Source organism: Lactiplantibacillus sp. 3062 (assembly GCF_055413545.1).
On record NZ_JBVAYE010000001.1, the window covers coordinates 166,851 to 186,141 of the forward strand.

Consider the following 19,291-nt stretch of genomic DNA (forward strand, 5'->3'; position numbering starts at 1 on the left):
CGCTATTATAAAACAACAGTAACCCAATATCAACATCATGGGTTACTGTTTAGAAAATAAAAAATCCCATGACCCTTTTTACTGATCATGGGATGATTGAACTATTCTTTTGGAATACGCTTTTCAACGTGATATTGACGTGCTTCTGGTCTTGGCGTATCGGCTGTCAGTAAGTCATCCGCGTAAAAAACCGAATAACCGTGATCCTGTTCTAGCGGCCGCGCAATCATGAGTCCGCGCTTACGTCCGTGACGCGCATTATAAATATCCGCACTACGGAGCGCTTCATTGTAGTCATGCGATTCTGAAATTGCGTCACCAGGATTAAATAAGACATTTTCATCCATTTGCCATCAGCTCCTTGTCCTCTTAATAACCTAATTATACACGCTGATACCGTCATAACGAAAGTTTAAAGATTGATATCAACATTATAGGTTAGTTTCGAGAGCGTTAAACCTTTGGTGACTAATTGACCAATCAAAGCTTGGGCTTTATCACGCATCTTTGCGACCATCACTTTATCTTGTTCAGTCAAGAAAGCCGTTAACTCGTCACCAGATAACTTCGCCGCTTGTTCATCGGTCGCAGCCACAAATTGACCCAGTTCGATTCGACATTCTTTCAAATAATCAATATCATCCTGAACGAAATCAGCATAGTGTGATTCAACAATCATTGATAGTGTCCGGTAGAGCCAGTAAGCACTATTCATATCATGTTTTAGTGGTGTGTTCGCAAAACTAGGATCAGTTTCAGAAACGTTCGCATGGAATGGGAGGTATGGCGCAAAAGCTGGTACCCCAAATGTCATCCACATAATCGCGCTTTGTTCTGCTGGTACGTCATTCCGCACTTGCATAACGTGTGAATTCTGCGTCCGATTCATTGAAATTGGCCGAAACTTTTTAGCTTCTGGTGTATTCAAGAAGGGATCGTACTTCGTTTCGTTATAATGAGAACCCAGTACAAATTCAACGTCGGCAACTGAAATCTTCTTGGCTGCGTGACAAATGAACGGTAGCTCACTCGACTGTGGATCTTGTTCGATCTCTGGATTGAAATAACATTGGCCGTACCAGACCCGGGGAGTATTATAATGCCGGTCTTTTTCATTATCAGTACCGAAGATATGACGGAAGTTAAAACCTTCCTTGTCAGGGTTCAAATGGTGTTCCGCAACAAATTCTTGAATACCATCAGACCACATAAAGTTATCGGGATCATCAAAATCAACCCATTGAATCGCAACTTGGTTGGCAGCCACCGCGTAAGCATCATCCGGAATCCGTTGTGCAACCCAGTGGTGACCAGTGACGATCTCCATGTACCACACATCATCTTTATCATTGAACAAAACACCGTTACCTTCTGGCGAACCATATTTAGCGATCAACTGGCCCAAGTATTCAACCCCACCACGGGCAGAATCAATGAACGGCGTGAGCATGGTTGGCAATGAATCTTCTGCGAGCCCATTCGGCACGAAGGGATCAAAAGTCAGCGTATGTTCATTACCATAAACACTTTCAGTTGAAGAAACACCAACGTTTTTTTCGTTAAAGCCATTCTCTTCAAAAACACCCTTTTCAGCGACTTCAATGTTCGGGACAGCTTGGTAACGGTAGCCATCCGCTGGAAGTGGTGCGGTAAAGCCATTCTTCCCAGAAGTTAACGTTTCGTTGCGACCATGAACGGCGGGATGGACGATAAATTTTTGCGGTGTAATCGGCATAAACGTATCATCATTGCGGGCAATCATCGTTGAACCATCAACGGTCGCCTTCTTCCCAACTAAAATTGTGGTACAAGCTTGTTCGTACATGCAAGCATCTCCTGTCTTTAATTTCCGTGATCATTATTAATGATACACGCTCTAATTTAAAAAGCCACCATTGCGAAAGCGCTGACAGATAATTCTTACGCAATTTTAATTGCCGATAAATTTATCAATAGTCATAAATCTTTTCGTAATCTAATCAATAATTCTTAAATTTGAAAAATCATCGTCACATTTTCTTCACAATTCGTTGTTAATATGTATCTATAGCAATTAAGGATCCCCCTCCAAGATTGCTACTATAATAATTAACATTCTTTTCATTTACTCCTCCAAAGTAATGAAATCCGTCAAAGCGTAACAACTTTGACAGCTTGATGAGCGGCATGTGAACGTCCCCCCGCTTATATGAATAAACGCTCATCAAGTTATCAGCATATGATTCCCCGTCATATGCTGACCTACTCCTTTTGACCTTCGTATTCCCGTACGAAGGTTTTTTTGTCGGCTTAAATACTTCAAGCGCTCCTTTAACTCCGTATTACTGAACCGCCCTCTAAAACGAGCTTATCCAAATAGTTACTGAGCGATATGCAGCATGAATTCACCATTTATCGCCATACTTTATCAGCAATCCAAAACTCACCCACTATTTTATAACGGCCCTATCAATCTAACCAAAAACAGCATATAATTTAATTATTATCACATTAAAGGTGGGTCATCTATGCAAGAGGGATACTTAGATCAGCGCTTAATCGGTCAGCGCTTCATTATCAAACCGACCGATCTAACTGACGGCGTCGCATTCTATGGCATCTTGTACCATTTGCACGCCGCAACACCATTGCACACCGGCGATACCGTTGAAATCACGGCCGTCAGTGCTCATGGTCTAACGGTAACGATTATCGCACCACAACAATAGGGGGAAATTATTATGGTAGGTATCATCGTTGCAATTATTGTCATTCTACTGGTCGTTTTAGTCCTAATCGCTTCCATCCGCATCATCACCCAACCGAACCAAGGTGTCGTCTTAACATTTGGAAAGTTCGAGCGCGTCATTAGTTCCGGCTTTCACTTTATTAAACCGTTCATCTCACGTGTCATCACCGTTAACACGGCTCAGACACCCGTTGATCTTAATCAACAAGTCGTTATCACCAAAGATAACGCTGAAATCTCAGTTAAGATTTCGCTTAAGTACCACGTCACTAATATTGAAGACTTCGTTTTTAAAAACGAAGACTCCGTTCGTAGTATGATTCAAGATACCCGCGCGGCACTGCGTGGTATCATTGGGAACAAAGAATTAAACGAAGTCCTGAATGGGACGCAAGAAATCAATGCCGCCCTCTTCAAGGAGATCTCCTCCGTTACGGCGGGCTACGGTTTAAACGTTGACCGGGTCAATATTGATTCCGTTAACCCTTCGGCAGATATTCAGGCTTCCATGAATAAACTCCTGCAAGCTACGCGGGAACGGGATGCCACCATCGCAACTGCTGAAGGTAAGAGTAAGTCAATCACACTGGAAAATGAAGCCAATAACCGGGCCTTATTAGCCACCAATAAAGCCCAAAACGAAGCTTTAGTGAATAGTGCAAAGGCGAAAGCAACAGCCGTTCAAACTGAAGCAGATGCTGATGCTTACCGGACGCGGATCTTAAACGAAGCCTTGGCACAATCATCCGAAAACTACTTTATCTTCCAAAACACGGAAGCTGTCAAAGCCTTAGCGGACGGCAATGCCAACACCGTTGTTTTACCAAACCAAACGTTAGATAGCTTGGGCTTAATCCCAGCACTCACCAAGGTTAGCAAATTAACAACTAAGTAGCTTTTAATCAGGACAAACAATGCAAAGCCTGCAGGTTGACGAACGCCACCTGCAGGCTTTTTTCTGATCAATCTAAGACCTAATCAATTTTGTAAACCTTTCCGTTAGGTTTAAGCGTGCAACTAGGTTAGAATTAGATTGTGCAAAACCATACTTAGAGGTGTTAATATTGAAACAACCTTGGCAAACAGCTTGGCCGGAACGAATTAGTTATGGGCTCAGTGATGCCGCGGATAACTTAGTCTTTCAGATGATGACCACATACTTATTATTCTTCTATACCGATGTTTACGGCCTATCCACGAGTGCAGCGGCGATTTTATTTGTCGTTGCGCGCTTAGCCGATGTCGTTGAAAGTCTGATTATCGGCGTCATGATTGACCATACCCATTCGCGCTTCGGTAAAAGCCGCCCGTTTTTCTTATGGTACGCGTTACCCTACGTCTTGTTCGCCGTTTTGACCTTTGTGACCCCGAATTTCGGAGCAACTGGTAAACTCGTCTGGGCTTATGTGACCTATTTAGGGTTAGGATTCTTCTATACCGCCGTCAACCTACCAATCACATCGATTTTACCAGCACTCTCCCAGAATGAACGTGAATTAACCTTACTAGGCGTGATTCGTCAATTCTTCGGTAGTAGCGTTCAAATTATCGTCGCTGTCTTCACCTTGCCACTAGTTGCTTTATTTGGTCAGGGTGATCAGCAACGAGGGTTTTTACTGACAATCGTTCTATTTGGCATTATTTCGTTGGTACTGATCCTCAACACCTTCTTCCAAGTCAAGGAACGCTTTAGTCAACCTGAGCGTCCGCACCAATCACTCAGTGCGGTGTGGGGCATGCTCAAGCAAAACCAGCCGTGGTTTATTTTATCCAGCGTGATTTTACTGTATTGGTTAACAACCGCCATCAAGAATCAAACGACCATCTACTACTTTAAATACTTGATTCAGCGTGAGGACTTAGTGCCAGTCGTTAACGGCTTTACGTTTGCGTCACTGATCGGGGTCATTTTAATTGTCCGGCTAGCCAACCACCATGGGAAAAAGAATACCATGTTGGCGGGTATCGCAATCGCCGCTGTGGGACAACTGATCCTCGGTCTCGGGACAGCCATCAATCAACTGGCCTTCGTCTTCGGTGGTACGTTGATCAACGCTGTCGGTAACGGTCTCATCATTGGTTTGGTCTCAATTATGATTGCTGATACGATCCGTTATGGCACGGCGCTTGGCATTCAAGCTGAAGGTATTTTAGCCTCTACTGATGACTTCGGCGTCAATGTCGGCTTAGGACTTGGTGGCCTAGTCACCGCCGGACTCTTTCATCTAAGTGGCTACACCGCCAATCATGCACAAAATATCGCCACTCAGCATATGATTACCCTGAACTATGCGTGGTTACCATTATTACTTTACGTGGTGATGTTTATCGTATTAATTTTTTACAATGAGCAGCAATTGCAAGACGCGATTAATGTTTAGTTATCCGTTCTTAACACCAAAATGAGGTCAGTGACCCTCGGCATTCGAGAATCACTGACCTCACTTTTTCCTTCATTCAATTGGATACCAACAGCATCCCATTAAGTTACGATTATTTTAACAAACCGCAAAATTAAAAATCACGCTACAATCGGTTCCCCGATAATAGCAACCAGAAAAGGGTACACTGACACTGGCACTCCCAGGTGGTAAGTCAGTACCAAGTTCCCCAAAAAAGCGCAGGAAAAAAGCCGACCCCGAAGAGTCGACTTTTTCTGAATCAAAAATCCAATTATTTAACAGCTGGAGTCTTGAACCAGCCAATCCGTGATGTAACAACATCAACGATGGCCTTCTTACCAGGTGCCAATAACTTACGAGGGTCGTAGCCCTTACCGATTTGGTCTGCGCCAGATTCGATGTAAGCACGAGTTGCATTGGCAAAAGCAACTTGGTTTTCGGTGTTAACGTTAACCTTGCTAATACCCAATTCAACAGCCTTAACGATTTGGTCCTTAGGAATACCAGAACCACCGTGAAGTACCAATGGCATCTTAACGGCTTCTGAGATTTCTTGAAGACGATCGAAGTGTAAGCCAGTCCAGTTTTCTGGGTACTTGCCGTGGATGTTACCAATCCCAGCGGCTAAGATGTCGATACCAGTAGCAGCTAAAGTCTTAGCTTCTTCAACATCAGCTAATTCACCTTCACCGATGATACCGTCTTCTTCACCACCAATTGAACCAACTTCGGCTTCAACAGAGATGCCCTTAGCATGAGCTAATTTGACGATTTCCTTAGTCTTTTCTAAGTTTTCAGCAAATGGTAGGTCATGGCCATCAAACATAACTGATGAGTAACCAACTTCGATACATTCCTTGGCAGCTTCGTAGTTACCGTGGTCTAAGTGCATAACAACAGGAACAGTGATGTTCATGCTTTCCATTTCATCAGCAACTAAGTCCATAACGAGCTTGTAGCCGCCCATGTACTTAGCAGCACCCATTGAAACTTGGATAATAACTGGGGTGTTAGTGTCTTGAGCACCCTTCAAGATGCAACGAGTCCATTCAAGGTTGTTTGTGTTGAACGCACCAATAGCATAATGGTTCTTGTATGCGTCTTGTGTCATATCAACAGCATTTACAAATGACATAAAATAACCCTCCTAGGTTAATTAAGAGATACGATTTTTGAATCACATTCATTTTAGCACATTTTACATAGGAGTGATAACCGATTTGTCATATTTATTAACCAACGATTCCCCGTCAATTCTTGCTTATTTGACAACCGCCCGTTTGTAAACCCTTCCATTTATATAAAATCAGTTACAGATCAAGCCAAAAGTTGCTTCGAATTTAATCAATAATTAATTGTGAATATTATAACAGCAATCCGTTCGATGAAAATGTAAGCGAACAGTTTATTTACATTTATATACGCTATTAAATCAATAATTATAGTGTTTTAAAAGCAATTTATGAAATTAAATATTAGCTATTTACATTTGTGAAAAAGTATTTATAATAGTGATTGTGAAATAAGAAACAAGTTGATTTTGCATAGGAGGAACCGTGAATGCTGAAAGAAATGGAAGAAACAACCGTATCACGTTCAATCGATCGGTTAGTCTTAAATGCTTCGTTAGCTGCCAACCGTCTTGAAGTCATGGACCAAAGTCAAGTTGATCAGGCTGTCGCTGCCATGGCCCGCGCTGCCCACGCTGCTCGTGGCATGCTGGCCGCTATGGCCGTCGAAGAAACGGGTCGCGGAAATTATCGTGATAAAGTTGCGAAGAACGACTTTGCAGCCAAAAACGTTTATAACTACATCAAGGATGACAAGACGGTCGGTATCATTAATGACGATCCAGTCAGTGGCGTGATGAAAGTTGCTGAACCAGTTGGAATTATTGCGGGGGTCACCCCAGTTACCAACCCAACATCAACCGTCATTTTCAATGCCATGTTAGCATTAAAGACTCGCAATCCCATTATTTTTGGTTTCCATCCCTTTGCACAAAAATCTTGTGTTGAAACTGGCCGAATCATCCGCGATGCTGCTATTGCCGCTGGCGCTCCTAAGGATTGGATTCAGTGGATCAAGACGCCTAGCCTTGAAGCAACCAACACCTTGATGAACCATCCGGGCGTCGCTACCATTATTGCAACTGGCGGTGCCGGCATGGTCAAGACCGCGTATTCAACTGGTAAACCGGCACTCGGTGTTGGCCCTGGTAACGTGCCATGCTTCATCGAGCAAACCGCAGACATTCAACAGGCAGTCAGTGATGTCGTCACTTCCAAGTCATTCGACAACGGCATGATCTGTGCTTCCGAATCAAACTTAATCGTTGCTGATCAAATCTATGATCAAGTTAAACGTGAATTAAGTCACAACGGTGTGTACTTTGTCGGTACCGAGAACTTCAAGGCCTTAGAAGCAACTGTCATGAACCTGGATAAACAGGCTGTTGACCCGAAAGTAGCTGGGCAAACGCCATGGCAAATCGCTCAGTGGGCTGGCTTTGATGTCCCATCCGATACCAAAGTATTAGCAGTTGAGTTGCCTAGCATCGGTGGTGACCAAGTCTTATCACGAGAAAAGTTATCACCAGTCCTCGCCGTCGTTCATGCCAAGGATACTGAGGCCGGCTTCAACCTGATGAAACGCAGCCTAGCACTTGGCGGACTGGGACATACGGCCGCCTTGCATACGACTGACGAAGCTGTTATGAACAAGTTTGCCTTAGAAATGACTGCTTGTCGAGCATTGATCAACGTGCCGTCTTCACAAGGTGCCATTGGTTATAAATATGATAACGTCGCACCATCCTTAACACTCGGTTGTGGAACATGGGGGCATAACTCGATTTCACACAACTTGGAAGATTGGGATCTATTAAATATTAAGACCGTTGCAAAACGCTTAACTAAGATTCGCTAAAGTTTCATCAATCAGGATAATAAATTTAAAATTGCCGCTAACAAATGCGCCCGCTGAAGTCAGTCTGCTTAACTTCAACGGGCGCATTTTAGATTTATGACCAAGTTAAGCCAACTTCTTAACCGTCCACGCATCGCGAAAACGATCCGGTCGGTACAGAAACCACCGCCCCAAACTCCAAGTTAGATAGGCAACGACCAGCGCCATTATAATCCCAGTCGATAATGGCATATGCGCATGATAGTTATCCGTTAGCAACCCTAAAACACCGTTACCAAATTGTGAACAGCAAATTGCAACAATTAGATAAATAATTGAAAAGCCCAGGACGGCTCCGCGCCACTGCGGAAAGCGGAAAAAATCCCCACTATTTTCCAAAGATAAATGCTCAAACGCCCAGCGGTTAAGCAAATACAGGCCGCCACCGATAACACCACAAATCACCCAAGTGGTTAGTAAGCCCCCGGGTTTCCAGCTCGGCAGCTGACCTAAAACATCCACCTGCTCATATTTAAGCTTCGTTAATCCTGCAGCAAGATTGATCAAGCCATCATATGCAAAGGGCAAGCTACAAACGAAGACAAATGTCGCAAGCGCACTCGCAAAGATATGGCCAACCCATAACCCAAACGTAGCGGCTAATAATCCAAACACTAACATTACTGCCAGGATTCCAAGTTCTTCATACAATGTCGTAAGCCAATCAATCCGCACCTGCTGTTTAGCCAACACGCGCCAAGCAATCAGTCCAAAAACAGCTTCCGCCAACATGTATGCGCTGACCAACATCCCAATAAGTAACCCGATCTTACGCCGATAAATTTGCTTTCGAGCGACCGGCAAACTAAATAAATATTGATTAAAATTCGTGAAATTATCGCTTAAGAATAGTGCGACTCCTAGCACCAGACTAACGATGATGGCGACCACCGTTTCCATCCGAAGATGAGTGGCTTCCATCAACGCAAAACTACTGACATTTTGTGCAACATACCGTGACGGATTATGGGCAATACTGTAGCCTTCCTTTATGCCTACTAGTAGTAAGACACCGCCCGCCGTTAATAACAACGTGCGATAGTGGCGCCATAACAACTGCCATAACTTTCGTTTCGTCATTTTATCGTCCCCCTAAGATAATAATTCAAAGTCAGCTTCATCCGTCAGATTAGCCATAAACAAGTCTGCTAATGAGAGTGGTAAATCTTCTTGAAATACCGGGTTAGTTGTCGCTAATTGCGCCTGGACCTCAGCATTATAATCTTCAAACACTACCACGATAACCCGACCAGAAACGTGTACAATATGGCCTAATTGTTTAACAACGGCTGGGATCTGCTTGTCACGATACACTAATTGAACTTTTCGTGCACTTCGTCGCATGGCTTCTAATTGATAGTCATTGACAATGCGACCGTGTTTAAGCATCAACGCGCGGTCAATAACCCCCTCTAATTCAGCCAAATTATGTGACGCAATCACGATTGAACGGTTTCCCGTAGCCACTTCATCAATTAGAATACCAAGAATGTTTTTTCGAATTAGGACATCCAAACCATCTAGCGGCTCATCCAAAAAGAGATACGGCGCTTGCGTCGCAACACTGAGAATGATTGTAAACAAACCAAACATTCCCTTAGAGAAATGGCGTAATTTTTGTTTGGACGTCAGATGATAACGGTCTAACAATTGCGCAAATTTGGCATTATCAAAGTCCGGGTAAGCAGCTTGATAATACCACTGGATTTGCGCAATCGTCGCGCCTTTAAAAAAATTTGCCAGTGGATCAATAAAACACAGTTGCGTCCGCATTTCCGGTTGATCAACAACCTCTTGCCCATCAACCAGGACCTGACCATGATCCGTGAGGTACTGCCCATTGATTGTCCGAAAAAGGGTTGTTTTCCCAACCCCGTTACGGCCAACAACACCGACAATTTGACCAAGTCCAATCTCAAAACTAATGCCATCTAACGTCTGGTGATGGTCAATGCGCTTACTTAACTGATTAATCACTAAACTCATTATTTTTCCCCCATTTGATCAAGCCAGCCATGCAATTCAGCAATACTGACGCCTCTTTGACCCGCTAGCCTGACAATTTGTGTAAACTGTTCCCGTAATTCTTGTCGGAACAGCGTTGAATCCACCACTTTAACGTACGTGCCTTTTCCCGGAACCGTCTCGATAATTTGCTGTGTCTCCAGTCGCTTATAGGCTTTACTGACCGTATTCGGATTCAGCAAGTGTTGACGAGCCATTTCACGCACCGACGGCAGTTGTTCACCACTTTGTAACACACCATGAGCAATATCTTGTTCAATACCGGTTACTATCTGAGCGTAATACGGTTGTCGGCTTCCATGATCAATTTGCATGGCCCACCTCCATTTAATACACAGTCGTTACTTCGCTTACGTTAAATAGTACAGTATAGTACAGTTATAAACAAGCTAAGAAAACGTTAAAATCAGGCCACTTGTACAGTCCAAACAGTGTCCTTTAGACCTAGTAGGAATAGTCCTCAGCCGTCACGAAAAAAGCCCGTATCTGCCAATCGTGGTAAATACGGGCTTCTATATATACGTGCTCCTGCTAAACAAGCACGATATTAGGTTACGATCTATTTGCGAGTCACTTACTTGCGCCGTAATTCCGTTGCGGCGAATTCCATAATCGCCATCAACACAATCAAACTAATCGGAAAAGCAATGACACTAACTGTTAAACTAGCCGTAATTTCAAAGAAGGTAAAAATTACCATTAATAACAATACGGCTGCAATCAACATGCCAGTTTCGGCTTTTCCCCAATGCTTAATCATCGTGTTAACCTCATTTCTATTTATTAGTCATCACGAGTTTAACATGTCTGATATCGCTTACTAGGCCTTATTGCTAAGAGTTCCATGAGAATTCTATTGGAGTAGCCGTGTCATCGTCGTCACCGCTAACCGGCCACCGGCTTTTAAAGGTAAGAACAACTGGTTACCATCTTCAAACCCGAGTTTCTGCCAGAATCTTGCGACCCCTTCATCAGCAGTAACGCGCGTTAGTTGGATCGCCGTTATATTCGCTTGAAGTGCCGCTTGCATCAGTCCGGTTACAATAACTCGGCCCACTGATTTACGTTGGTAAGCCTTATTGACCATGAGTAATCCAACGAATAAAAATTGTTCTTGTGGATACTGATTGAGTACATCTAAAACGGCTACTAAACGGTGTGCTAAGTAAAAACCAAAAACCTGTTTTTGTGCCGCCGCTAGCTCGTCCGGGTGGGCCGTCAAATCATGTTGTACCTCAGTCATCGTTAGTGGTTCCGGTGAGAAATATTGGTGATAGCGCGGATTACTTTGTTCCAGCTTTAGCAATGCTTCCTGGTCAGCTAAAGTTAGTAATCGGATCTCAAAATCCGGTAATTGTGCTTGTAATGTTGCTAATTTCATGATTTAATCCCAGACTTTCTCTAAATTATACCAAGTTTCACCAGCATGTTCGGAGTTCGCCACACCTTGATTAATAAAACCATTACGTTCATAAAACGGAATTAGTCGTTCCAAACAAGTCAACGCCATGCTTGTCCGCCCGTCTGCTTGAGCCTTCTCAGCTAGCGCGGTCAATAATTGACTACCGATCTGTTGGTGACGTGCTAGTGGCGAAACTGCCAACGTGAAAACCAGCTGATGGCCGCCACGTGGCAAGTTAGTCGGTGTCTCTACAAACATCTCATCTTCAATATAGCGGGCACCGACAGCTGGTCCCACGATAAAGCCAAGTACGACTGCACCATCGCGGGCGACCAGAAAAGTATCCGCTAATTTCTCAATGCGTTCGCGATAAGCAGCCTCGCTGCCAGCCTCTGCTTCTGAAAAACCAGATTTTTCGATCGCCATGATTTGTGGTAAATCCAGCATTTTAACAGGTGTAATTTCCATTGATTTTCGCCCTCCAATTCGTACGTATATTATAGCAAATGTCGGTCAATAGTTGACTAACTTAATTTTCCCCGAAAAACCAGTGTCGAACGTGTCGTTTTCAGAAATGTCATGCTATACTTGAATTGTGAATTCGGTTACATGCATTCGAATTCAATAATTCTAATCGAAATTAGGTGACCTTTATGCCCGCTCAATCAGCAGAACAATTATGGCATGCTTATAACGAAAGCACCGACACAAACGGGGCTTCTTATCAAACACGTTGGTTCGGTCAACAAAATAACCCTGCCGAAGTGACTGCTTTAGCCGACGCAATTCTGGCTGGGACGAAGACAGCGACAACCACGCCGCTGGACAGTTATACCGCGGAACAAATTGCCATTCCACAAGTTGGCGACTACAACGTCTTGCTAAATGGTGACATGAAACCGGTCGCGATTCTGAAAACGGTGGTGTCTGAACTCATTCCGTTTTATCGCATCTCGGCAGAACACGCTTACCATGAAGGCGATGGTGATCGCACAATTGGTGATTGGCGCAAGCGTAAGACGGCAGAATTCACCCCGACGTTAGAAGAACACGGCAAAAACCTCTCATCGGACACACCGATGGTCAGTGAAGTTTTTGAAGTCGTTTACCGCGCGGATTAATCAACAACGCTAACGGCCTAAGACGGATGTCTTGGGCTTTTTTATTAGAGTGTGAGGGGCCGCGGGTTGAGGCTGAGCATTGCCTAGCCAGCGCAGGCTTCAGCGGCACGCCACGAAAAGTCCGTCCACAACGCACCTAATTTATTCACTAACCAAACGACAGTTCCAACCCCTCAACACCACTGTTTCTGGGCGATTTGACCAGACAAGCTGGCAGACTTAAAAAAAGAAGCTGCCAATTGTAAAAAATGCTTGTCACCACGTCATTTTTCATTATAATTAAAGCTCGTACTAAACTTATTGTTTAGTTTAACAAAACTACCGATTCGAGGTGAATGTCATGGACATTGGTCAACGCATCCGCAACTTACGGATTCAAAAGCAACTCACGCAAGAAGAATTAGGCGAACGAACTGACCTTAGCAAGGGGTACATATCACAGTTAGAGCACAATCAGTCATCGCCTTCAATGGAGACGTTCTTCGCGATTCTTGAAGTACTCGGTTGTGCCCCCGCTGATTTTTTTGCGGCTGAGCAGCCCACTCACAAAGTGGTCTACCATCCAGCAGATCAGACCACGTATGACGATGAAGCCTTAGGATACCGTGTGAAATGGCTCGTACCCGCGTCTAACGAAAATCAGTTAGAACCGGTCACCGTCACACTGGCACCTAGTGGTCGCTTCAAAACTTTTGAGCCGTCGCCGGCAGAGACCTTTATTATGGTTCAAACCGGCACTTTAAGCTTACAGCTCGGAGCTCAGCAATATGCTGCCACGGCGGGAGATACGCTGTACTTCCATGCGACTAAGACGCATCAGATTCGTAATCTTGGCACCACGTCCTGCACGTTCACCTTGGTTACGACCGCGTCCTACTTATAATCATGTCACAACCAATCGAGCTGGTATTAGGTTACACTAGCTTGGTACACGTTTTAAGGAGGTCTTTACTTTGGCGGTTAATACACAACCAATCATTCGATTGACAAATGTCACTAAAAGTTACGGGGAACATCAAGTTTTAAAAAACATCAACTTAGATCTTGAAGCGGGCAAATTCTATACGTTACTCGGTCCGTCTGGGTGTGGTAAAACAACCATTCTGCGTACCATTGCGGGGTTTACGGATGCCACTTCCGGTCAAGTTTACTTTGACGGTCAGGTCATCAACACCCTGCCGGCCAATCAGCGGCAAGTCAACACGGTCTTTCAAGATTACGCCCTTTTTCCACACATGAATGTCGCGGAAAACGTGGCATTTGGCTTGAAATTACACAAAGTTCCCAAGGATGAAATCGAGGCGCGGGTCCAAAAAGCACTCGCGATGGTCCAACTAGCCGATCTTGGGGAACGTGAAATCAGTGAGATCTCTGGTGGACAACAACAACGAGTTGCCATTGCCCGGGCACTCGTTATGCAGCCTAAAGTCCTCTTACTCGACGAACCGTTATCGGCTCTCGATGCCAAACTGCGTAAGGATATGCAGTATGAGTTGCGGGACCTTCAACAACGCCTGGGCATCACTTTTCTCTTTGTCACCCACGATCAGGAAGAAGCCTTGGCCATGAGTGATGAAATCTTTGTCATGAACGCTGGCGAGATTTTACAAGGTGGGTCCCCAGTTGATATTTACGATGAACCGATCAACCATTTCGTGGCGAACTTCATCGGTGAAAGTAACATTATTCCGGGTAAAATGCTCAAAGATTTTGAAGTAGAATTTGTCGGCAAACAATTCGAATGCGCCGATGCGGGAATGCAGCCTAATGAAGCTGTCGAAGTCGTTCTTCGGCCTGAAGATCTCGATATTGTGGCCGCGAATCAAGGCAAATTAGTCGTCACTGTCGACTCCCAACTATTTCGAGGCAATTATTTCGAAATCGTCGCTTACGATACCGATCATAACGAATGGCTCGTTCATTCAACTAACCCTGCCGCAGAAGGCGAACCGATCGGCCTGACCTTTGACCCACAAGACATTCACGTCATGCGGTTAAACGAGAGCGAAGCTGCTTTTGATGCTCGTCTTGAACAATACGAAGATGATTAGGAGGTGTCAACATGCAACCAAAACAACGATTAAGTCGTAACACCGCCTACTTTATCCCGTACATGTTGTGGATCATCCTCTTCGTCATTGCCCCAGTCCTATTGTTGATCTATCAATCATTCTTCAACATTAACGGGCAATTTACACTGGGCAACTACCAAACGTATTTTTCATCAAATACCTACTTAATGATGACGCTCAACTCTGTCTGGTACGCCTTCTTGATCACACTCGCAACATTATTGATCAGTTATCCGACGGCTTATTTACTCAACGAAACGAAGCATCCGCAGCTGTGGCTGCTCTTAATCATTATGCCAACATGGATCAACTTATTACTTAAGGCGTACGCTTTCATCGGCATTTTTAGTCAAGCTGGCATCGCCAACCAGTTTTTAAGTTTCATCGGAATCGGGCCCAAGCAATTGCTCTTTACTAATTTCAGCTTCATCTTTGTCGCGGCCTATATTCAGATTCCGTTCATGGTCCTGCCCATTTACAACTCGATTAGCGAACTGAACCCATCTTACGTCAATGCTAGTCGGGATCTCGGTGCCACAAATTGGCAGACCTTCAATCGGGTAATTTTCCCACTGACCCTCCCCGGTGTGAAGGCTGGCATTCAAGCCGTCTTCATTCCCTCACTGTCACTCTTCATGTTGACCCGTTTAATTGGCGGCAATAAGGTGATTACACTCGGGACTGCGATTGAGGAACACTTCTTGACGACAATGAACTGGGGCATGGGTTCGACGATCGGGGTCGTCCTGATTATTGCGATGGTCATCATCATGTGGCTCACTGGCAGCAGTAAAAAGCGCGCACGAAAGGGGTTGACGAAATAATGACCTTACGTAACTTCAAGTGGCGCAACTTATACCTGTGGCTTGTTTTCATCGTGCTGTATGCGCCAATTATTTTTCTAGTCGTTTACTCCTTCAGCCAAGGTACGACTATGAACAACTTTCATGGTTTTACCTGGCAACATTACCAAGACTTATTCGCGGATAGCCGTTTAATTGCCATTTTTCTCGACACCATTTTGATTGCGCTCTTATCATCATTATTAGCAACTGTCATTGGCACGCTGGGGGCACTCGGAATCAATAGTATGACCAAACCGATTACCCGCAACACTTTGTTATCGTTGAACAATATCTTGATGGTTTCACCCGACGTCATCATCGGGGCCAGTTTCTTGATTTTCTTTACTGCCCTTAAAATTCCGCTCGGTTTTGGCTCAGTCTTGTTAAGCCATATTGCTTTTTCAATTCCAATCGTGGTCTTGATGGTGCTACCAAAAATTCAAGAAATGAGCACCAGTTTACTGGATGCCGCGGCTGACTTAGGTGCCAACAATTGGCAATTACTCAGCCAAGTCATCGTGCCCTACATCATGCCCGGGATCTTTTCTGGCTTCTTCATGGCCCTGACCTACTCACTCGATGACTTCGCCGTCACTTTCTTCGTGACTGGAAACGGCTTTAGCACGCTGTCGGTTGAAATCTACTCACGGGCCCGTCAAGGCATCAACCTGGAAATCAACGCCCTGTCCGGTCTAATGTTCCTGATGGCACTGGTGTTAGTAATTGGCTACTACTTCATTAACCAATACAGTAGTCGGCACCGGCGGCCAGCAGTTAGGGGGCGGCGGAAGTGAAAAAATTATTAAGCATTATCGTTAGCTTACTAGTCGTCTGTGGCTTACTGGCCTTTGGCGCGCAACGCTTGCAGACGAGCTCTGGTAGTACTGGCAAAAAGGTTTTGAACCTATATACTTGGGGTGACTACATCGACCCTAGTCTGCTCACTAAGTTTCAAAAACAGACTGGCTATCACGTTAACGTCGAAACTTTCGATAGCAACGAAGCTATGTATACGAAAATCAAGCAAGGCGGCACCAGTTACGATCTGACCGTACCTAGTGATTACATGATTGAAAAAATGAAAAAAGCGCACTTACTCTTACCGCTCGATAAAAGTAAACTGACTGGAATGAAGAATTACGATCCGCGCTTCATGAACTTGGCCTTTGATCAACACAATCGTTACTCAGTCCCATATTTCTGGGGAACGCTTGGTATCATTTATAACGACAAGTACGTTCAGCCGGGCAGTATTCAACACTGGAATGATTTGTGGCAACGAAAATACCATAACAAAATCATGCTGATTGATAGCGCCCGCGACGTAATGGGGTTCGCCCTCGCATCAATGAATCAGTCCATGAACACGACCGATCCAGCCACTCTATTGGCTGCGCGAAACAAGCTTAACCGGCTATCACCAAACGTCAAGGCCGTCGTAGCGGATGAAATTAAAATGTACATGATCCAAAACGAAGCCGCAATCGCGGTCGATTGGTCCGGTGAGGCTAGTGAAATGTTGGCTGGCAATTCACACTTGCATTACGTTGTCCCATCCGAAGGGAGTAACTTGTGGTTTGATAACTTGGTCATTCCTAAAACGGCCAAACACTTTAAGGCGATTTACGCCTTCTTGAACTTTATGAGTGAACCCAAGAACGCCGCCCAAAATGCGGAATATATCGGTTACGCAACACCTAATCGGAAAGCCAAGGCGCTATTACCTAAGGCCATTCGCAACGATCGCCAATTTTACCCAGACAATAACACAATCAAGCATCTTCAAATCTATCAAGATTTATCACCAGCCAAAGTCGGCTTGTATAATGACCGTTATTTGGAATTTAAGATGCATCACTAATCGGATCAGCCTACTTGATTCAAATGACTGGCATCATTAGACAAAAGGACCTGACTTGAAACAGAGTGCCTCAAGTCAGGTCGTTTAATGTCTAGGCGCTTACCGCCATGTCAGACCACTAATGAGTAAAAATTTAATATTCGCGAGCACTACTAGCGCTAGCACTAATCCTAAACTGAGCCGATTTAGCCAATAACGATCCGCGGTGGTTGGAAAGACGATAAATTGTAAGTTTAAAATGAGTAGCGCACAAAACGCACTGCTAGCCAACCACCAAAGTGCGGTAGAAAACAAGGTTATCAGTAAGCTGCCCGCTACCACTAGGGTAAACCACGGTTGAATTGGTGTTCGTATTGATTTAGTCGTCATTTTGACCGCCCCCTTATCATGCCTTAATTGTAAGGGGTGCCCGTAAAGTATCGTTAGTCCCAACAGCTGGTTACTTAATTGCCCGAATCAGCAACCAGCTGAGCCATTCGACGGTTAACTAGTCCAAAATAGCCACCACAGAAATTCGATTTCTGTGGTGGCTATTTATCATACTACTGGAATTAATTTAATGATTAATGATATAAGTCAAAACGCCCTTTACTGAAGACCGTTCCTAAATGCGCACTTTCCAAAAGTGAGCGGTCAGTAATAATTTTCTTCAATGCTGATGCCGCGTAGCCATGAACCGGTTTGTTACTACTGAAGATTTCACCAATACCGTCACGATCGCTCAATGAGGCCACGGTCCCACTAGATTCATAGTGGAACGTCGCCGTTGCTTGGTTATGACGCAAAGCGCCAATATTCTTGGCAGCCTGTTCGCCAGCTGCCAGTGCAATTTGAGCTGTGGTTGGATATGGCCGATTGCTTTCGGGATCCATCACTGCAGCGACATCCCCAACAATGAATACTTCGGGATGCCCTTCCAGTGATAAGTCGGGCTTAACTACGACCCGGTTACGGCGCTGATCAAAACCGGAATCAGCAATGACGTGTGAACCACTGACACCAACCGTCCAAATAATAGTGTTAGCCGTAAATTCATGTTCGTTCTTGTCCGCGTCACTGTAAACCACAGCACCCGGTTTGATGGCCTCAATAACGGCACCTAACCGCATTTCGACATTATTCTTTTCCATAAACTTCAAAGCGTAGTCCCGCAATTCCTGCGTAAACATCGGTAAAATTGATGGCATCCGTTCCAAACAAACTAACTTAGCAGCAGGTGTTTGATACTTCGCCTGCAATCTTGGTAACGTCTGGGTCAGTTCACCTAATAATTCGATTCCAGTGAACCCAGCACCACAGACCGCAATCTTCAAATCATTTTTGTCCTTACTGGTACGGTAGGCTTTAAACCGTTCTTCCAAATGTTCATAAACAGCCTGTGAAGTTGCCAAATCATCCATTGGCAAGGCATTTTCATCGGCGCCAGCTACCCCAAATGTTTCTGACTGGAAGCCCAATGCTAATACTAAGTAGTCATAGGTCATTTCAGGATGATCTTCAAAGGTCACTTGTTTTTGTTCAATATCAACGTTCTTGACCGTTGCTTGAACGAACTGGACCCGCTTACCGATAATATCCGGAATCTGATAAGTAATTCGATCAGGTGCGATCGTCCCCGCTGCGACTTCGTGTAAATTAGTCTTCTCCGTATGCGTCGGTGTCTGATCAACAAGAATGATTTCATCCTCAGTTGGTAGACTCTTCTGTAAAAACTTGACGGCTCGCATCCCTGCGTAACCCCCACCTAACACCAAAGTTGTTGCCATGATTTATTAACCCCTTTCATTATTCCTGTTGACTAATGCCGCCTGTCCAGCAATTGTGCTAACCTGCGTTGATCACATTAATCCAGTTATAACTTGATAACT

General features: G+C 44.5%; 21 protein-coding genes. 10 read left to right on the forward strand and 11 right to left on the reverse strand.

Annotated elements, in window-relative coordinates; genetic code table 11:
* Positions 1-101 precede the first annotated feature (101 nt).
* Together ACWQAU_RS00750 and ACWQAU_RS00755 are read right to left on the reverse strand one after the other, a co-directional pair.
* Positions 102-347, reverse strand: coding sequence for a hypothetical protein (locus tag ACWQAU_RS00750; protein WP_003641910.1), 246 nt, complete (start codon positions 345-347; stop codon positions 102-104).
* Between the two features lie 65 nt (positions 348-412).
* The gene (locus tag ACWQAU_RS00755) at positions 413-1,825 is read right to left on the reverse strand and encodes a C69 family dipeptidase (RefSeq protein ID WP_027821527.1); all 1,413 of its coding nucleotides are present in this window, start codon (positions 1,823-1,825) and stop codon (positions 413-415) included.
* Positions 1,826-2,507: 682 nt separating this feature from the next.
* Between ACWQAU_RS00755 and ACWQAU_RS00760 the strand changes: the two genes are divergently transcribed.
* The 3 genes from ACWQAU_RS00760 to ACWQAU_RS00770 all read left to right on the forward strand — a co-directional run bounded on the left by ACWQAU_RS00760 (position 2,508) and on the right by ACWQAU_RS00770 (position 5,109).
* Positions 2,508-2,708 carry a hypothetical protein gene (locus tag ACWQAU_RS00760; RefSeq protein ID WP_003643747.1) on the forward strand — a complete coding sequence of 67 codons (201 nt, stop codon included), beginning with the start codon at positions 2,508-2,510 and terminating at the stop codon, positions 2,706-2,708.
* Positions 2,709-2,720: 12 nt separating this feature from the next.
* Positions 2,721-3,623 (forward strand): SPFH domain-containing protein, encoded by a 903-nt coding sequence (locus tag ACWQAU_RS00765; RefSeq protein WP_003643746.1) that lies wholly within the window; start codon positions 2,721-2,723, stop codon positions 3,621-3,623.
* Between the two features lie 169 nt (positions 3,624-3,792).
* The gene (locus tag ACWQAU_RS00770) at positions 3,793-5,109 is read left to right on the forward strand and encodes an MFS transporter (RefSeq protein WP_003643745.1); all 1,317 of its coding nucleotides are present in this window, start codon (positions 3,793-3,795) and stop codon (positions 5,107-5,109) included.
* A gap of 292 nt (positions 5,110-5,401) precedes the next feature.
* Here ACWQAU_RS00770 and fba read toward each other — a convergent pair whose 3' ends face one another.
* A complete protein-coding gene (fba, locus tag ACWQAU_RS00775) occupies positions 5,402-6,265 on the reverse strand; it encodes a class II fructose-1,6-bisphosphate aldolase (RefSeq protein WP_003641904.1) in 864 nt (287 codons plus the stop codon).
* 425 nt (positions 6,266-6,690) lie between these two features.
* On the opposite strand from fba, the gene ACWQAU_RS00780 reads away from it, so the two are divergent.
* Positions 6,691-8,058: an aldehyde dehydrogenase family protein gene (locus tag ACWQAU_RS00780; protein ID WP_003641903.1), complete on the forward strand. Its 1,368-nt coding sequence runs from the start codon at positions 6,691-6,693 to the stop codon at positions 8,056-8,058.
* Positions 8,059-8,163: 105 nt separating this feature from the next.
* Here ACWQAU_RS00780 and ACWQAU_RS00785 read toward each other — a convergent pair whose 3' ends face one another.
* The 6 genes from ACWQAU_RS00785 to ACWQAU_RS00810 form a co-directional block, all read right to left on the reverse strand.
* Positions 8,164-9,177 carry an ABC-2 transporter permease gene (locus ACWQAU_RS00785; protein ID WP_003641902.1) on the reverse strand — a complete coding sequence of 338 codons (1,014 nt, stop codon included), beginning with the start codon at positions 9,175-9,177 and terminating at the stop codon, positions 8,164-8,166.
* Between the two features lie 12 nt (positions 9,178-9,189).
* Positions 9,190-10,083, reverse strand: a complete 894-nt coding sequence (locus ACWQAU_RS00790; RefSeq protein WP_003641901.1) for an ATP-binding cassette domain-containing protein — start codon at positions 10,081-10,083, stop codon at positions 9,190-9,192.
* Positions 10,083-10,436 carry a GntR family transcriptional regulator gene (locus tag ACWQAU_RS00795; RefSeq protein WP_003641900.1) on the reverse strand — a complete coding sequence of 118 codons (354 nt, stop codon included), beginning with the start codon at positions 10,434-10,436 and terminating at the stop codon, positions 10,083-10,085. The genes ACWQAU_RS00790 and ACWQAU_RS00795 overlap by 1 nt, the downstream gene beginning before the upstream one ends.
* A gap of 260 nt (positions 10,437-10,696) precedes the next feature.
* Positions 10,697-10,882 (reverse strand): hypothetical protein, encoded by a 186-nt coding sequence (locus tag ACWQAU_RS00800; protein WP_003641899.1) that lies wholly within the window; start codon positions 10,880-10,882, stop codon positions 10,697-10,699.
* 93 nt (positions 10,883-10,975) lie between these two features.
* Positions 10,976-11,503, reverse strand: coding sequence for a GNAT family N-acetyltransferase (locus ACWQAU_RS00805; protein ID WP_003643743.1), 528 nt, complete (start codon positions 11,501-11,503; stop codon positions 10,976-10,978).
* A 3-nt stretch (positions 11,504-11,506) separates the two neighbouring features.
* Positions 11,507-11,992, reverse strand: a complete 486-nt coding sequence (locus ACWQAU_RS00810) for a GNAT family N-acetyltransferase (protein ID WP_003641897.1) — start codon at positions 11,990-11,992, stop codon at positions 11,507-11,509.
* Positions 11,993-12,177: 185 nt separating this feature from the next.
* Here ACWQAU_RS00810 and ACWQAU_RS00815 point away from each other — a divergent pair, with 185 nt between their 5' ends.
* The 6 genes from ACWQAU_RS00815 to ACWQAU_RS00840 all read left to right on the forward strand — a co-directional run bounded on the left by ACWQAU_RS00815 (position 12,178) and on the right by ACWQAU_RS00840 (position 17,423).
* Positions 12,178-12,645, forward strand: a complete 468-nt coding sequence (locus tag ACWQAU_RS00815; RefSeq protein ID WP_003641896.1) for an ASCH domain-containing protein — start codon at positions 12,178-12,180, stop codon at positions 12,643-12,645.
* A 340-nt stretch (positions 12,646-12,985) separates the two neighbouring features.
* Complete coding sequence (locus tag ACWQAU_RS00820; RefSeq protein ID WP_024521222.1) at positions 12,986-13,528, forward strand: helix-turn-helix domain-containing protein; 543 nt, start codon at positions 12,986-12,988, stop codon at positions 13,526-13,528.
* 70 nt (positions 13,529-13,598) lie between these two features.
* Positions 13,599-14,696 (forward strand): ABC transporter ATP-binding protein, encoded by a 1,098-nt coding sequence (locus tag ACWQAU_RS00825; protein ID WP_021356473.1) that lies wholly within the window; start codon positions 13,599-13,601, stop codon positions 14,694-14,696.
* Between the two features lie 11 nt (positions 14,697-14,707).
* Positions 14,708-15,541 (forward strand): ABC transporter permease, encoded by an 834-nt coding sequence (locus tag ACWQAU_RS00830; protein WP_003643740.1) that lies wholly within the window; start codon positions 14,708-14,710, stop codon positions 15,539-15,541.
* Entirely contained in the window at positions 15,541-16,356 is an 816-nt protein-coding gene (locus ACWQAU_RS00835) for an ABC transporter permease (RefSeq protein WP_003641892.1), read from the forward strand. The genes ACWQAU_RS00830 and ACWQAU_RS00835 overlap by 1 nt, the downstream gene beginning before the upstream one ends.
* Positions 16,353-17,423 (forward strand): ABC transporter substrate-binding protein, encoded by a 1,071-nt coding sequence (locus ACWQAU_RS00840; protein ID WP_003641891.1) that lies wholly within the window; start codon positions 16,353-16,355, stop codon positions 17,421-17,423. Before ACWQAU_RS00835 ends, ACWQAU_RS00840 begins: the two co-directional genes overlap by 4 nt.
* Positions 17,424-17,522: 99 nt before the next feature.
* Here the strand turns inward: ACWQAU_RS00840 and ACWQAU_RS00845 are convergent, their stop codons facing one another.
* Both ACWQAU_RS00845 and ACWQAU_RS00850 read right to left on the reverse strand, forming a co-directional pair.
* Complete coding sequence (locus ACWQAU_RS00845) at positions 17,523-17,855, reverse strand: hypothetical protein (RefSeq protein WP_027821528.1); 333 nt, start codon at positions 17,853-17,855, stop codon at positions 17,523-17,525.
* A gap of 131 nt (positions 17,856-17,986) precedes the next feature.
* Positions 17,987-19,189 carry an NAD(P)/FAD-dependent oxidoreductase gene (locus tag ACWQAU_RS00850; RefSeq protein ID WP_011100962.1) on the reverse strand — a complete coding sequence of 401 codons (1,203 nt, stop codon included), beginning with the start codon at positions 19,187-19,189 and terminating at the stop codon, positions 17,987-17,989.
* Positions 19,190-19,291: the final 102 nt, after the last annotated feature.